The organism is Acinetobacter sp. 24-47-39 (genome assembly GCF_056783825.1).
The window spans coordinates 62,135-76,503 of record NZ_JBWYIP010000010.1 but is presented as its reverse complement, the minus strand read 5'-3'; the positions used below and the strand labels follow the sequence as shown (position 1 = coordinate 76,503).

The following is a 14,369-nucleotide window of genomic DNA, read 5'->3' as shown; positions in this document are numbered from 1 at the left end:
TCCCTGCTTTCAGCTTAACACCAAACCACCAAAATGTTGATTTAATGTACAGATTGAATAATATTCATGCTAAAAATTTTGTTCAAATCCTACCATGAACTTCACTTCAAACTGATTTTATTGACACATACCATTCATAAATTAGCTAAATACAACTATAAACCATTGAGATAATATAAGGTGCATTTAGATAAATTCTATTAAAATTCATAATTATTAGACTAAAGCCTAAAATTATAGATTTAAATACATGCAACTTGGATCATAAAACCGATATCTTAACATTTTAAAAAGATATTTGCAGATGCAAAACGTTTTCATTTATCCCTAAAGTGCATATTTTTTTATGATTGGGGCAAATCTAACCACTTCAACCAAAATATCTCGAAAACTAAATTTAACATCAAGTTTTGATTAAAAAAAAAGCACACCTAAGTGTGCTTTTTTTTGGAACAGCATTATCCAGCTTGATCTAACAACATGCTACGAATGTGACCAATCGCTTTTGTTGGATTTAGACCTTTAGGGCATACTGATACACAGTTCATGATACCTTTACAACGGAATAAACTGAAAGGATCGTCTAAACGAGCCAAACGGTCTTGAGTAGCAGTATCACGCGAATCAATAATGAAACGATATGCATTCAACAATGCTGAAGGACCCAAGAATTTATCAGGGTTCCACCAGAATGATGGGCAAGACGTTGAACAACATGCACAAAGAATACATTCATACAAACCATCAAGATGCTCACGCTCTTCTGGAGATTGTAAACGCTCTTTAGGTGGTGCAGGTTGATTATTAATCAAGAACGGTTGAATTTTGTCGTACTGATCATAGAACTGATTCATGTCTACAACCAAGTCTTTGATTACTGGAAGACCTGGTAATGGACGAATAGTAATTACTTCTGGCAAATCGTTTAGGTTCCAAAGACACGCTAAACCATTTTTTCCATTGATGTTTACACCATCTGAACCACAAATACCTTCACGACATGAACGACGGAACGTTAAAGTTTCGTCTTGAACTTTCAATGCAAGTAGCGCATCAAGCAACATACGGTGCTTATCAGTCAACTCAAGCTTGAATGTTTGCATGTACGGTGCTTTATCCTTATCAGGATCGTAGCGGTAGATATTAAATGTACGAGTACCTCTACTCATCTTACTTCTCCCAATTAGAATGTACGTGGTTTAGGTGGAATAGCATCAACTGATAAAGGCTTGTAACGTACTGGCTTGTACTCAAGACGGTTATCAGCAGAGAACCATAAAGTATGCTTCATCCACTCATCATCACGACGGCCGTAAGGATATGCTGGATGATCTGGAGATTCTTCAAAATCTACAACAGTATGCGCACCACGACATTCTTTACGTGCAGCAGCAGAGATTAAGGTTGCTTTTGCAACTTCGTATAAGTTTTCCACTTCAAGTGCTTCAATACGCGCAGTATTAAATACTTTTGATTTGTCTTTTAAGTGGATATTACGGATACGAGGCTCAAGTGCAAGAATCTCTTTCACACCTTTTTCAAGAAGTTCAGTTGTACGGAATACACCTGCATGATCTTGAACGATATCGCGAATTGCATCAGCAACTTCTTGCGCATTCTCACCAGAAGTTGACTCATCTAAGCGACGGATACGCTCGACAGTTTGCTGAAGCACAGTTGTTGGAAGCGGCGCATATTCATCACCGTGATGCTTAGTCACATAGTCAATGATATGTTCGCCAGCAGCTTTACCAAATACAACTAAGTCAAGCAATGAGTTTGTACCTAAACGGTTAGCACCATGTACAGACACACATGAACATTCGCCAATCGCATAGAAACCTTTCACTGGTTTAGTGAAATTGCGATCCGCAGCATTGGTAGAATAAGTATCGCTGTCTTTGTCGTAATGTGCTTCTAGCGGAGTAGTTTCACGCGATTCAGGAACAACAACTTGACCATGAATGTTAGTTGGAATACCACCCATTTGGTAATGGATTGTTGGTACAACAGGAATTGGCTCTTTTGTGATGTCAACGTTCGCGAACTTCTTACCAATCTCAAATACAGATGGAAGACGTTTCATGATCGTATCAGCACCCAAGTGCGTCATATCAAGAAGGATATAATCACCTTTAGGACCACAACCACGGCCTTCTTTGATCTCTTGGTCCATAGAACGTGATACGAAGTCACGTGGTGCCAAGTCTTTCAAAGTTGGAGCATAACGCTCCATGAACGGTTCGCCGTCTTTGTTACGAAGGATTGCACCTTCACCACGACAACCTTCAGTTAACAATACGCCTGCGCCTGCAACGCCCGTTGGGTGGAATTGCCAGAATTCCATATCTTGTAATGGAATACCTGCACGAGCAGCCATACCAAGACCGTCACCAGTGTTGATATATGCGTTTGTAGATGCGCGGTAAACACGACCAGCACCACCCGTTGCGAACAATGTTGCTTTCGCTTGGAATACTGCAATTTTACCTGTTTCTTGGTCAATTGCTGTAACACCAAGTACATCACCTGCTTCATTACGGATCAAATCAAGCGCGATCCATTCTACGAAGAATTGTGTACCCATTTTCACGTTGCTTTGATAAAGCGTGTGAAGAAGTGCGTGACCTGTACGGTCGGCAGCAGCACAAGCACGAGGAACAGCTTTTTCACCATAGTTCGCAGAGTGACCACCGAATGGACGTTGGTAAATTGTGCCGTCAGCGTTACGATCAAATGGCATACCTAGATGTTCAAGTTCATATACAACTTGTGGCGCTTCACGAGTCATAAACTCAATTGCGTCTTGGTCACCTAACCAGTCAGAACCTTTTACTGTGTCATAGAAATGGTAGTGCCAGTTATCTTCTTGCATGTTACCAAGAGAAGCACCAATACCACCCTGTGCAGCTACAGTGTGAGAACGCGTTGGGAATACTTTAGTCAATACCGCAACTTTCAAACCAGCTTGAGCAAGTTGGTAAGAAGCACGCATACCAGAACCACCACCACCAACGATGACAGCATCGAAAGTTTCGTGTGGAATATTTGTATAATCTTCTTTAGGGTTTATAGCGCCCATGATTGTTTCCTATCAATTCGCCCAAAAAATCTGGATTGCCCAGATCGCATATGCAAATACAGCAATAATAACTGCTGAAGTCAGTACAAGGCGTAAACCTGATGCTGATGGACCCATTTGACGAGTCGTCACATAGTCAGTGAATACTTGCCACATACCAATCCATGCGTGTGCAACAAGAGATAAGACTGCCAATAAAGATAAAATCTTCATCGGTAATGTCATCATAAAGCCGTACCACTGTTCGAAGTTGAAACCACCATTACAAAGGATCCAACCAAACACCACAACAGTATAAACAGCTAAAACTACAGCACTTACACGCTGGATAAACCAATCGCGAGAACCTGAACCCGTTAAACCAGTAGCACTTTTCATTAGAGTACGATCCATACAAATGATGCAACGATACCAATTGCAGATAAAATTAATGCGATTGTTGCTGCTACACGACCACTTTGTAACTCTTCAGCGATACCCATATCAGCAAGCAAATGCTTGATACCTGCGATGAAGTGGTAGATTAAGCCAGCGACAAATACCCATACGATGAAGCGCACGATAAAGCTATCAAAAATAGCTTGAACTTGTGCAAAGCCCTCAGGAGAAGACAATGATTTGTCTAAGATCCATAAAAGAACTGGTACGAGTAAAAATACGATGACACCTGAAAGACGGTGTAAAATAGATGCAATAGCCACAGGGGATTTTAAGTTTACGTCTAAAACTTGACCCATGGACAAATTGACAGGTCTGTTGCTTTTCACAGCGGGCATCCTGTAGTTAAAAACTCCATCCGGAGTTTGTTGGAATTAATTCGAAGGAAAGCTGGCATTTGTTAGACAAATAAATTGTCTAAACCTTTATACGACACGGAATTATAAAACGTGCAATTTCAAATTACAAACCTACGAAGCAGGCGTCAACCATAAATTATTTTTAAATAAGAATCATTTACATCTACTTTCTTACAGTTAAGTCATCTCTCCATTTAAATACAAACACTAAGCCATTAATATTTATATCAATTTATTTTAATTTAGTGTTACTGAACTCAAATGTTCGATTTGTCTTAATTAGACTAAAGCACAACTCACTACAAAAATATATTTTTTTAAGAAATATAATATTTATTTTATTTTTCAAAAACTTAAAGAAAATTAAATCTCAAATAATTTGTACTTTTAAAACTAATTAGAAAAATGAATATTGCTCACATGGTCATTGTTTTTTTATCTAATTGAATTGAGTAATTTCAAATGTAAAAAAGGATAAAAATCATATGCACTTATAAATTAATTACAAAATAAACTTCATTTTCTAATGTTGAGCTCACCACTTAAAATGTAATGAAACATTATAAATTAGACACTTTTTAATCAATTAGTAAATAAAGTGAAAAAAAATATTTCATTGTCATTATTGGTCTATTTATTCAGTCTATCATCTTAAAAAAACAGACAAATTCTATAAACAATCGCTTTTAACAACCTTCAACATATTGATAAAAGGTATTAATAATCAAGCATTACTTGGTTTAAATCATCAAAATATGCACGTTTTTGTCTTTTTTTTTATGCCACTACCGTTGAAATTGTCTTATTATACGGCGGCGCTAGTGAAAAGCAGATAAATTCCTACTGATTAACTGAGTTTAGAACCAGTCACTTTAGGTCGTCATTTTTATCCATAAGTATAATTGACAATTTTTGACTACTCACTAAGCTTAGAGCAAATTTTGAAACCGTCTAACTCACGGATTACAACAGATTATTTCGGGTTAGATAAAACATTCACCAGGACAGGAGATCTATTGAATGTCTGAAGCAACTGGCAAAAAAGCCGTATTACAGCTTGATGGCAAAGAAATTGAATTACCAATTTACAGCGGCACATTGGGCCCAGATGTAATCGACGTTAAAGATGTATTGGCCGCAGGTCACTTCACTTTTGATCCTGGTTTTATGGCTACAGCGTCTTGCGAGTCTAAAATCACATTTATCGATGGTAATAAAGGTGTTCTATTACACCGTGGTTATCCAATCGACCAACTAGCTACTAAAGCTGATTATTTAGAAACTTGCTACTTATTATTAAATGGTGAGCTTCCTACAGCTGAGCAAAAAGAAGAGTTTGACGCTAAAGTTCGTAACCACACTATGGTTCACGATCAAGTTAGCCGCTTCTATAACGGTTTCCGCCGTGATGCACACCCTATGGCTATTATGGTGGGTGTTGTTGGTGCGTTATCAGCGTTCTATCACAACAACCTTGATATCGAAAATGTTGATCACCGTGAAATTACTGCGATCCGTTTGATTGCTAAAATTCCTACTCTTGCTGCGTGGAGCTACAAGTATACTGTTGGTCAACCATTCGTTTACCCACGTAATGACTTAAGCTATGCAGAAAACTTCTTGTACATGATGTTTGCTACTCCAGCAGATCGTGATTACAAAGTTAACCCTATTCTTGCAAAAGCAATGGATCGTATCTTCACGCTTCATGCTGACCATGAACAAAATGCTTCTACGTCTACAGTACGTTTAGCTGGTTCTACTGGTGCTAATCCGTATGCATGTATCGCTGCTGGTATCTCTGCACTTTGGGGCCCTGCTCACGGTGGTGCAAACGAAGCTGTTCTTAAGATGCTTGATGAAATCGGCTCTGTAGAAAACGTTGCTGGCTTCATGGAAAAAGTGAAGACTAAAGAAGTTAAACTTATGGGCTTCGGTCACCGTGTTTATAAAAACTTCGATCCACGTGCTAAAGTAATGAAAGAAACTTGTGATGAAGTTCTTGGTGCTTTAGGTATCAATGATCCACAGTTAGCTTTAGCAATGGAATTGGAGCGTATCGCACTTTCTGATGAATACTTCATCAAGCGTAACCTTTATCCAAACGTTGACTTCTATTCAGGTATCATCCTTAAAGCGATTGGTATCCCAACAGAAATGTTCACTGTAATCTTCGCACTTGCACGTACTGTTGGTTGGATCAGCCACTGGTTAGAAATGCACAGCGGCCCATACAAGATTGGACGTCCTCGTCAACTTTACACTGGCGAAGTTCAACGCGATATCGTTCGTTAATTCGAACTGCGTCGACAGTCAAAAAACCACCCTTTGGGTGGTTTTTTATTATCTGATTAACAACAAAATATTGTTTTCAGCCCTAATGAAATAGAAACCTCGTATATCTAGAATATCTACAAACAAAAAAAAAGCCTGATTAAATCAGGCTTTTTTGATCAGTGTTGTGAATAATGATCCAAGTTTAATGAGCTTAACTGCTGTTTTAATTTTGCAAGAGACCATGGCCATGCTGCAAAGTTACGACCATTTTCATCCAAATAGTAACTCTTACAGCCCCCTGCATTAAATACAGTAGTTTTAAGATGCTTTTGAACCAATTGATTATGTCGCTTAACAACGTCGTCTTTAATCACAAGCTTGTTAATGTTTTGCTTTTTGATCTTTAGTAGACCATCAAGAATATAATCCAATTGAGCTTCAGCAATACCAATAAATGAGTCATAAACCAGAATATTTGGTCCTAACACCAAAAATGCATTTGGTACATTGGTAATACTTGCACCTAAATAAGCTTCTGGTGAACTATTTTTCCAACGATCCGCTAAGAGCTTCCCATCCATATCATAAATGCGCTTACCAATTGGCGGATGCGATACCTCAAAACCCGTACCCCAAATGATGACATCCACTTCATGACGCTCACCATTGGCCGCAACAACCGTATTCCCATCAATCTCAACCAATCCCTCATTGATTAGTTTCACATTATCTTGTTGCAATGCTGGATAGTAATTGTTGGCAAATAAAAGACGTTTACAGCCAATATCAAAATTTGGTGTGACTTTTTTTCTTAATTCATCATCTTGAATTTGCAACTTCAATAATTGTTTGCTTAAGAAATTCACAGGCTTCAGCACTTTCGGATTACGCAAACCAAAGTTAATGCCATTTAAAATTTGGGCAATACTGCTCCGCCAAGTGGATTGAATCACGGGAAATTTCTGGATCAGTGATTTCGCTTGATCATTCAAATTCATATCAGCTTTTGGCAACACCCAAGGTGCTGTACGCTGAAACACAAAGAGTTCTTTCGCTAATGGCTGAACCTGAGGAATAAATTGAATCGCTGAAGCACCTGTACCAATAACAGCAATACGTTTACCTTTCAGATCGTACTCATGATTCCATCTTGCAGAGTGAAACATTACCCCCTTGAAACTTTCTATGCCCTTAATTTTTGGAAATGATGGCTCAGTAATCGGTCCCGTTGTAAAGATTACCGTTTTTGCTAGATACTTTCCTTGAGAAGTTTCTAACGACCACTGCGCCTTCTCGTTATCCCAACGTGCTGTTTTTAATTCATGATTAAATTGGATTTTTTCAGTCAGTTGATGCTTCTCAACCACTTCCTCAAGATAACTTAAGATTTCTGGCTGCTTGGCAAACAAATGACTCCATTTGTGACTTGGCGAAAAGGAAAAAGAATATAAGGCTGAAGGAACATCACATCCACATCCTGGATAATTATTATCGCGCCATGTACCACCAACTCGGTTCGCTTTTTCCAGCACAATGTAGTCGCGATATCCTGCCTGATTCATTTTATATGCCGCAGCGATACCGGAAATACCTGCACCAACAACAACCGTGTCATACACCTTTTTTGATTGTTCGACTTTAAGTTCTTTATCTGCGTTATTTTTTTTCTTTACTTTTACTTCTGCTTTTTCAGATTGATCAGCAGTTTGAATTTTTAAATCTGCATTGCTCTCTAATTCGTTATCGAGTGTCATTCTTTTATCTCTCTATTATTTTACAAAACGCTTAAACCATGGATAACCTACACCTAACATTTTGGTATATAAGGTCGGTGAAGCACGCTTCATCAACCAAAATAATTTCGCGTCTGGTTGTGGAATCGTATAAAGAATACCTTTATCTAAATTGTTTAAGGTTTTTTGTGCAACTTGATCGCTTGTGACAAATGCATGATTCTGCAATAAATCATCCGCTAAACCCGAGTAATTGGAAGGTAATCGCCCATTCTTCATAATATTAGTAGGTACTAAAGTTGGGCAAAGCACATTCACACGGATATTATCTTGATGTAGTTCTGCAGATAACGTTTCAGATAATGCAAGTACACTAGATTTCGTCACGTTATAAGCTGTCATTTCAGGTGCAGCTGTAAATCCTGCTGCTGAAGCAACATTAATAATTGCCCCATAACCTTGTTGTTTAAACTTCGGTACAAAAAAGTGGCAACCATGAATCACGCCCCATAAGTTGACATGCATACACCATTGCCAATCTTCTAGTGTCATCTCATCAAACTTACCACCTAACCCCACGCCAGCATTATTAATAACAAGTGTCACAGGATGATTAAAAAGGTTTTCTGCTTGATTCGCCAGTCGCTCAACATCTTCCTTTTTTCCCACATCGCAGGATTCAGGAAATGCTTTTTGCCCTGTGGTCTGAGAAATCAGCTGAACAGTTTCTTCAGCTGCAGCTAAATTAATATCAGCACACACCACTTGACCACCACGTTTTGCAATTTCCAATGCAAAACTGCGTCCAATACCACTTCCCGCACCCGTTACCACAGCATAAGCCTGATGGCTCGGTTTAATTTTCTTCTTAAAAAAAAGCATGAACTATCCTTATTCTTATACCTTTAAAGCTGGCATGAATTCCTTCGTAAAGTATGGTGTCAAAATACCATCCACTGGATTTAATAAACGTTCTTTGTAGTACTCTAAGAATGCTGATGTGTCATGATCATTCGGATGGAAGTCTGGTTTGAGATATTCGAAAATATGTTTGAGCGAACTGCCATAAACACCATCTTTTAGCCCAAAAATCAGACCTATACTTCGATACATATCTTTGTAGTAACTTAAACTGATTAGATTTGATGGCTTACGATAAAATGGCACAATTAAGGATGCAGCAGAAATCAGCACTAAAATCGTAATAAGCGCTGGGAAAAAGCCTGCTATTCTTAAAGCATAGTTACTCGAAAGAAGTTGGAACACATCATATGCAATATCTTTATGCTCTGATTCCTCAAGCATATGCCACATCCAAATTGCGCGTTGTTTCTCATCTTGAGATTCGAAGAAAATATGCTCATGATTCATCATGTATTCAGCAAGCACTGCGGTAAAATGCTCAATCCCAGCCATAAGCGATAATTTCATTGGCTGAGGCAACCGATTAAAACCATATTCAAAAACGTGATGCGCCAGAAATCTAAACAATTTGACAGGCAAATCTGCCTTTAAAAAAGCGTCATTTAATTCTTCATGAAGTTTAGAATGTAAAGCTTCTTGCCCAATCAGTGCTGTCACTCTTTGCTTAAGTAATGGATCTTGAATAAAGTCACGATGATAACGTGCTGTATCAATAACGAGATCCTCACCATAGGTTAAAAAAATTGAAAGTGACGCAAAGTAAGCACTTGCTAATTCCGCATTCAAATAAAATTTTGGATCAATCTTTTGATGATCAAAATCAAATTTCATATGACGAATTGGAATAGCTTTTGATTGATTCTCAGGATCAAATTTAGAACCGTTTAGAAATTTAGAAATTTTTTTTAGTGGCTGAGTTAATAACATGGCGAACCTTCTCTTTTATCTCAGTGAATAAATTCAAATAATGTGAATTCTTCGACGTTTCTAAAAAATTAAGATAAAAAGACGAAATAGCCATTTGCATAATAAATCTTTAGAGATGGCATAATTGCTCATTCATCAAGATTGTCTAACAAAATTATTAAGTTTTAATCAGTAAATACCATTTCATTATCATTAAAGGTCAACACCATTTTTAACAAGTAATGATTCCAAATAGTGATATTTTGAATGTCACATAAACTTTAAGTAGATTAAGAAATAAGTATGATGTTGTGGATGCCACTTATTTTAAAATGGATAAAATTTGACGCTTTTAGATGTAGATCACTCACCCAAGGTGAAATCACGTTGAGCCAAAGTGTCTTTGGTGATCTTATAGATTATGACAGGGTGAAAATCATGAATCATCCGTTTCTACCGTGGCAACCCTCAGCGGTATTTATGGCACCAAAGGGCTATTTGCATATTCGTAACAAACATTTCAAAACTGACTATTCGAAAGAAAATAAAATCTATCAAGGAATTTTCATTCACGAGATGACTCATATTTTACAACACCAACAAGGACAAAATGTTTTGCTCAAAGGCGCTTTTCTGCAAAGTGCGTATTTTATTTCCTTCAAAAAGTATAATCCTTATGCCTATAAATTTGACCCAAAAAAAAATTTCAATGACTACAACATTGAACAACAAGGCGATATAGCTAGAGATATATTTTTGAAAAAGATTCCGAATATTATTTTGAATCAATAAAAATTGTAAAATTAAAAGAATATTTTTTATTCAAGCTATTGATTTGTGAATCAGAAACACCATATCAGCTTTGACATCTGATTTACTGTGTCGCAAATCCATTACGATTTAATTTTTTATGTACAAACAATGGCAAAAGCTAGTATCTACTTTTATTTTAGATAGAATACATATGAATCGTAGTTTTTGCTGTGCAAAAAATAAGATCTTTTATCATGTTTGAATGATGTAAATTTGAGCCATTTGGCAGTTATGTAATATCACATACACACAGCTGAATAATTACTCCAATAAAATCAGCACGTGCTGTATATAAACCTATAGGATAGGACTTGGTTTAAATGAATAGTTTTAAAGTTTCTCTTGCTCAATTCTCTCCATTTGTCGGCAATTTAGAAGCCAATGTTCAACGAATGATTGAACTCGCTAACGAAGCCAAACAGCAAAATGCCAATATCATTGTGTTTCCTGAACTTTCGACCATTGGTTATCCTGCAGAGGATCTTCTACTTCGTCCAAGCCTAAGCAAACGTACAGCATCAGCTTTCGAAAAACTGGCTGAAGTGAAAGACATTGTGATGGTATTTGGTTTTGTTAATCAAGCTGATTCGGGTGCACGCTATAACTCTGCAGCCGTTATGAAAGATGGGCAAGTATTAGGTATTTATAACAAGCAAAATTTACCAAATTATAGTGTTTTTGATGAAAAGAGATATTTCGCTGAGGGTCATCAACACCTTGTATTTGAGTATTTAGGACATAAATTCGGTGTATTAATTTGCGAAGATGTCTGGACACTTGAGAGTGTTCAACAACTTGCTAAACTGAATGTTAAAACTGTTCTTGTGTTAAATGCCTCACCATACGAAGTTGGAAAGCCTCAACACCGTGTTGTTACGCTTAAAGAGTTAGCTAAACAATTGAATCTCAATCTTGTTTATGTCAACCAAGTAGGCGGGCAAGATGATCTCATTTTCGACGGAACAAGTTTCGTTGTGAATGCAAATGGTGAAGTTGTACTTGAAGCACCAAGCTTTAAAGAAGACCTTTTTCATGTTGAATATGAAGCAGAGCTTAAATCTTTTAAAGCCGCTACCAAAGCACCTGCATTAGATACGATTGCAGAAATTTACCAAGCTTTGGTTTTGGCAACACGAGATTATGTACAACGCTCAGGTTTCCCTGGTGTCATTCTTGGTCTCTCTGGTGGTATCGACTCAGCACTCACCCTTGCAATCGCTGTCGATGCTATTGGAGCAGATAAAGTTCAAGCTGTTATGATGCCTTACACATATACCTCTCAAATTAGTGTTGAAGACGCGACTGAGCAGGCAAAACGTATGGGAGTCACTTTTGGTATTGCGGAAATTCACCCAATCGTCAACAGCTTTATGCAGACATTACACCCATTCTTCGGCAATTCTCCTGCTGATGCAACTGAGGAAAATTTACAAGCTCGCGCACGCGGCACCTTATTAATGGGTCTGTCGAATAAATTTGGTAATCTTGTTTTATCTACAGGTAACAAATCTGAATTATCTGTTGGTTACTGCACACTGTACGGTGATATGGTCGGTGGTTTTGCTGTACTTAAAGATGTTTATAAAACGATTGTATTTGAGTTAGCAAAATACCGTAATAGTTTGGAAGATACGCCTGTAATCCCTGAACGTGTTATTACTCGCCCACCTTCTGCTGAATTGCGCCCTGATCAAAAAGATCAAGACTCTTTACCACCTTACGATGTTCTTGATGCAATTTTATATGCATATATTGAAGAAGATCAGAGTCTTGAAGATATTATTTCTAAAGGTTTTGATCGAGATATCGTGACTAAGGTCATTGGATTGGTTGATCGCAACGAATATAAGCGCCGTCAGGGTGCAATTGGTCCACGTATATCCTCTCGTGCGTTTAGCCGCGAACGCCGCTATCCAATCGTAAATGGATGGAAAGCAGGTGTCTAACTCGACACAACTCAATCAATTTGCTCAAGCACTTATGCTTGAGCAAATTCGGTTTACGCAACAGTATTTATTAAATGCTGAATCTAATGCTGTACTAGACACGTTTGTTTCACAGGCTTATGCTCAGTTCAATCGAATCAAACTAAAAGACATTGTAAATCTTGAACAACTTCATGCTGTTGTTTCAAAATATGCTTTTGAATTAAATCTTGGACCTGATTTACTAGAGTTTATTGGCGCAGTTGCACAACGTATTTACCTTCATTTAAAGGATTCAAATGCTTTAATCGGAGATTTAATTTCTGACCATGATTTTGGGCTATGGCTAAATAAAATTCTTGAATTAGATCAAGTACGTTATGGTTTAAAACAACAAATTTTAAGTAATGAGAAGGCACATGCAGTAAGTCTTCAATTAGCAAATCAAATTTTAGAAAAATATACACCTTGGCTGGATAGGCTTCGAAAAAATAAAGTTCAAAATAATACGGTCAAATCAAAGATTTTTAATTTTCTCCAAGATCAGCAACAAACATTAGAGTTAAAACTAGAATCCCAACTTGCAAATGCAATATTGGTTCAATTAGGCGAAATTATCACACTGCCTCAAAATGAACTTTATGAAATCATTCAACATATTTGGTCAGATCTCCAATTTCAAAAAATTTCAGCTCAGCTTGAGCAGATTGAAGCCATTGATGTCGAAGATTTTTTTATTCTGGTCTATGAAACCTGGAGAAATTTACGCCAATCCGCTGAGATTCAGTCCATCATTTTAGAAGTGGTTGATGAGTTCTATGAATATTTTGGTGATTACAGTTTACAAGCTTTACTTACGGCTGTTGGACTAACTCAAGAAGATTTAGTGATCGAAGCCCATCGTTTTGCACCTCAACTTATCACCATGTTAAATGATTTTGGCATTCTAGAACAATTAATTCAAAGTTTGATTCAGCCTTTTTATCAAGCACAATCTACACTTGACCTTATCTCAGGACATTTTGAGAAATAAAAAAAAGACCATGCGGTGAGCATGGTCTATAAAAATGGTGGCTATGACGGGACTTGAACCTGTGACCCCCGCATTATGAGTGCGGTGCTCTAACCAACTGAGCTACATAGCCGTAAACTGTGTGCGCATTATCTTAAGTTATCGTTGTATCGTCAAGCATACGAAAGCACTAATGATCACCCTTTATACAAATAAACCTTATTTGAACAAAATTAATCCATAATTATATGATTTTATTGTAATAGTAAGGTTTCAATAACATCAAAATCATGCTCAATCCTCAATATTTCATTCTCATATGCTGTTTAAGCCTTGTGAACGGATGCCAAACGATTCATCCCATATTTGTGAATTATCACGGTGTACGCATGGATGTCGCTCAATGGATCAATGCTCAAAATTTTATAACCATGCAACAAAAACGAACTCTAGTTCAATTAAGCCGTGCTCAACAAAAGCTCGTGCATATTGATGTCATTCCTGAAGATCATAAACTTGCCGTGAGTAAAGAGAATGCGGTTGCTCTTCATTGTGCACAGCTTTATTTGTGTGAGCAAAAAATTGAAAGCTTGCAAAATATTGTGTTTTCAAATGTAAATCAGACAGCCGTTTTAGCACAATTTGAACAAGAGTTTCCAAAAATTAAGCTAGATTCTCAGCTTATTCAGTGCCAATGAGAACTCAAGATTTCACACATAAAAAAAGACCACACTAGTGAGTGTGGTCTATAAAAATGGTGGCTATGACGGGACTTGAACCTGTGACCCCCGCATTATGAGTGCGGTGCTCTAACCAACTGAGCTACATAGCCGTAAACTGTGGGCGCATTATCTACTTGATTGATGTATCCGTCAAGTAATATCGGCACTGTTTGATCAA

General features: G+C 37.4%; 12 protein-coding genes and 2 tRNA genes. 5 read left to right on the top strand and 9 right to left on the bottom strand.

From position 1 onward, the window contains the following. Positions 1-458 precede the first annotated feature (458 nt). Genes AC1M9C_RS10285 through sdhC form a run of 4 tightly spaced genes read right to left on the bottom strand, consistent with a single transcriptional unit; the run spans position 459 to position 3,858 of the window. Complete coding sequence (locus tag AC1M9C_RS10285) at positions 459-1,169, bottom strand: succinate dehydrogenase iron-sulfur subunit (RefSeq protein ID WP_035268507.1); 711 nt, start codon at positions 1,167-1,169, stop codon at positions 459-461. Between the two features lie 14 nt (positions 1,170-1,183). After that, on the bottom strand, positions 1,184-3,082 hold the full coding sequence (sdhA, locus tag AC1M9C_RS10280; RefSeq protein ID WP_035268510.1) for a succinate dehydrogenase flavoprotein subunit: 1,899 nt from the start codon (positions 3,080-3,082) through the stop codon (positions 1,184-1,186). Positions 3,083-3,094: 12 nt separating this feature from the next. Further along, complete coding sequence (gene sdhD / locus AC1M9C_RS10275) at positions 3,095-3,460, bottom strand: succinate dehydrogenase, hydrophobic membrane anchor protein (protein ID WP_035268511.1); 366 nt, start codon at positions 3,458-3,460, stop codon at positions 3,095-3,097. Beyond that, a complete protein-coding gene (gene sdhC, locus AC1M9C_RS10270; protein ID WP_179997761.1) occupies positions 3,460-3,858 on the bottom strand; it encodes a succinate dehydrogenase, cytochrome b556 subunit in 399 nt (132 codons plus the stop codon). The genes sdhD and sdhC overlap by 1 nt, the downstream gene beginning before the upstream one ends. Before the next feature lie 1,041 nt (positions 3,859-4,899). On the opposite strand from sdhC, the gene gltA reads away from it, so the two are divergent. Beyond that, positions 4,900-6,174, top strand: a complete 1,275-nt coding sequence (gene gltA / locus AC1M9C_RS10265) for a citrate synthase (RefSeq protein ID WP_035269948.1) — start codon at positions 4,900-4,902, stop codon at positions 6,172-6,174. A 158-nt stretch (positions 6,175-6,332) separates the two neighbouring features. Here the strand turns inward: gltA and AC1M9C_RS10260 are convergent, their stop codons facing one another. Genes AC1M9C_RS10260 through AC1M9C_RS10250 form a run of 3 tightly spaced genes read right to left on the bottom strand, consistent with a single transcriptional unit; the run spans position 6,333 to position 9,740 of the window. Beyond that, the gene (locus AC1M9C_RS10260; protein WP_481586476.1) at positions 6,333-7,910 is read right to left on the bottom strand and encodes a flavin-containing monooxygenase; all 1,578 of its coding nucleotides are present in this window, start codon (positions 7,908-7,910) and stop codon (positions 6,333-6,335) included. Positions 7,911-7,925: 15 nt separating this feature from the next. After that, positions 7,926-8,771, bottom strand: coding sequence for an SDR family NAD(P)-dependent oxidoreductase (locus AC1M9C_RS10255; protein WP_481586477.1), 846 nt, complete (start codon positions 8,769-8,771; stop codon positions 7,926-7,928). 15 nt (positions 8,772-8,786) lie between these two features. Beyond that, positions 8,787-9,740 carry a metal-dependent hydrolase gene (locus AC1M9C_RS10250; RefSeq protein WP_179997758.1) on the bottom strand — a complete coding sequence of 318 codons (954 nt, stop codon included), beginning with the start codon at positions 9,738-9,740 and terminating at the stop codon, positions 8,787-8,789. 282 nt (positions 9,741-10,022) lie between these two features. Between AC1M9C_RS10250 and AC1M9C_RS10245 the strand changes: the two genes are divergently transcribed. The 3 genes from AC1M9C_RS10245 (at position 10,023) to AC1M9C_RS10235 (ending at position 13,490) form a co-directional block, all read left to right on the top strand. Next, entirely contained in the window at positions 10,023-10,511 is a 489-nt protein-coding gene (locus tag AC1M9C_RS10245) for a hypothetical protein (RefSeq protein WP_092766833.1), read from the top strand. A gap of 341 nt (positions 10,512-10,852) precedes the next feature. After that, entirely contained in the window at positions 10,853-12,478 is a 1,626-nt protein-coding gene (locus AC1M9C_RS10240; RefSeq protein ID WP_481586478.1) for an NAD+ synthase, read from the top strand. Continuing rightward, positions 12,471-13,490 carry a hypothetical protein gene (locus AC1M9C_RS10235; protein WP_481586479.1) on the top strand — a complete coding sequence of 340 codons (1,020 nt, stop codon included), beginning with the start codon at positions 12,471-12,473 and terminating at the stop codon, positions 13,488-13,490. Before AC1M9C_RS10240 ends, AC1M9C_RS10235 begins: the two co-directional genes overlap by 8 nt. A 35-nt stretch (positions 13,491-13,525) precedes the next feature. On the opposite strand, the gene AC1M9C_RS10230 is transcribed toward AC1M9C_RS10235, so the two are convergent. Then, positions 13,526-13,602 (bottom strand) — tRNA-Met (locus AC1M9C_RS10230). 202 nt (positions 13,603-13,804) lie between these two features. On the opposite strand from AC1M9C_RS10230, the gene AC1M9C_RS10225 reads away from it, so the two are divergent. Next, a complete protein-coding gene (locus AC1M9C_RS10225; protein WP_481586480.1) occupies positions 13,805-14,167 on the top strand; it encodes a hypothetical protein in 363 nt (120 codons plus the stop codon). 57 nt (positions 14,168-14,224) lie between these two features. Here the strand turns inward: AC1M9C_RS10225 and AC1M9C_RS10220 are convergent. Continuing rightward, a tRNA-Met gene (locus AC1M9C_RS10220) sits at positions 14,225-14,301 on the bottom strand. Between the last annotated feature and the right edge of the window lie 68 nt (positions 14,302-14,369).

What these genes read in the sequence shown, in the direction of transcription:
- AC1M9C_RS10285 (WP_035268507.1), bottom strand. Translation starts at nt 1,169, where the DNA reads ATGAGTAGAGGTACTCGTACATTTAATATCTACCGCTACGATCCTGAT.
- sdhA (WP_035268510.1), bottom strand. Translation starts at nt 3,082, where the DNA reads ATGGGCGCTATAAACCCTAAAGAAGATTATACAAATATTCCACACGAA.
- sdhD (WP_035268511.1), bottom strand. Translation starts at nt 3,460, where the DNA reads ATGAAAAGTGCTACTGGTTTAACGGGTTCAGGTTCTCGCGATTGGTTT.
- sdhC (WP_179997761.1), bottom strand. Translation starts at nt 3,858, where the DNA reads ATGCCCGCTGTGAAAAGCAACAGACCTGTCAATTTGTCCATGGGTCAA.
- gltA (WP_035269948.1), top strand. Translation starts at nt 4,900, where the DNA reads ATGTCTGAAGCAACTGGCAAAAAAGCCGTATTACAGCTTGATGGCAAA.
- AC1M9C_RS10260 (WP_481586476.1), bottom strand. Translation starts at nt 7,910, where the DNA reads ATGACACTCGATAACGAATTAGAGAGCAATGCAGATTTAAAAATTCAA.
- AC1M9C_RS10255 (WP_481586477.1), bottom strand. Translation starts at nt 8,771, where the DNA reads ATGCTTTTTTTTAAGAAGAAAATTAAACCGAGCCATCAGGCTTATGCT.
- AC1M9C_RS10250 (WP_179997758.1), bottom strand. Translation starts at nt 9,740, where the DNA reads ATGTTATTAACTCAGCCACTAAAAAAAATTTCTAAATTTCTAAACGGT.
- AC1M9C_RS10245 (WP_092766833.1), top strand. Translation starts at nt 10,023, where the DNA reads ATGATGTTGTGGATGCCACTTATTTTAAAATGGATAAAATTTGACGCT.
- AC1M9C_RS10240 (WP_481586478.1), top strand. Translation starts at nt 10,853, where the DNA reads ATGAATAGTTTTAAAGTTTCTCTTGCTCAATTCTCTCCATTTGTCGGC.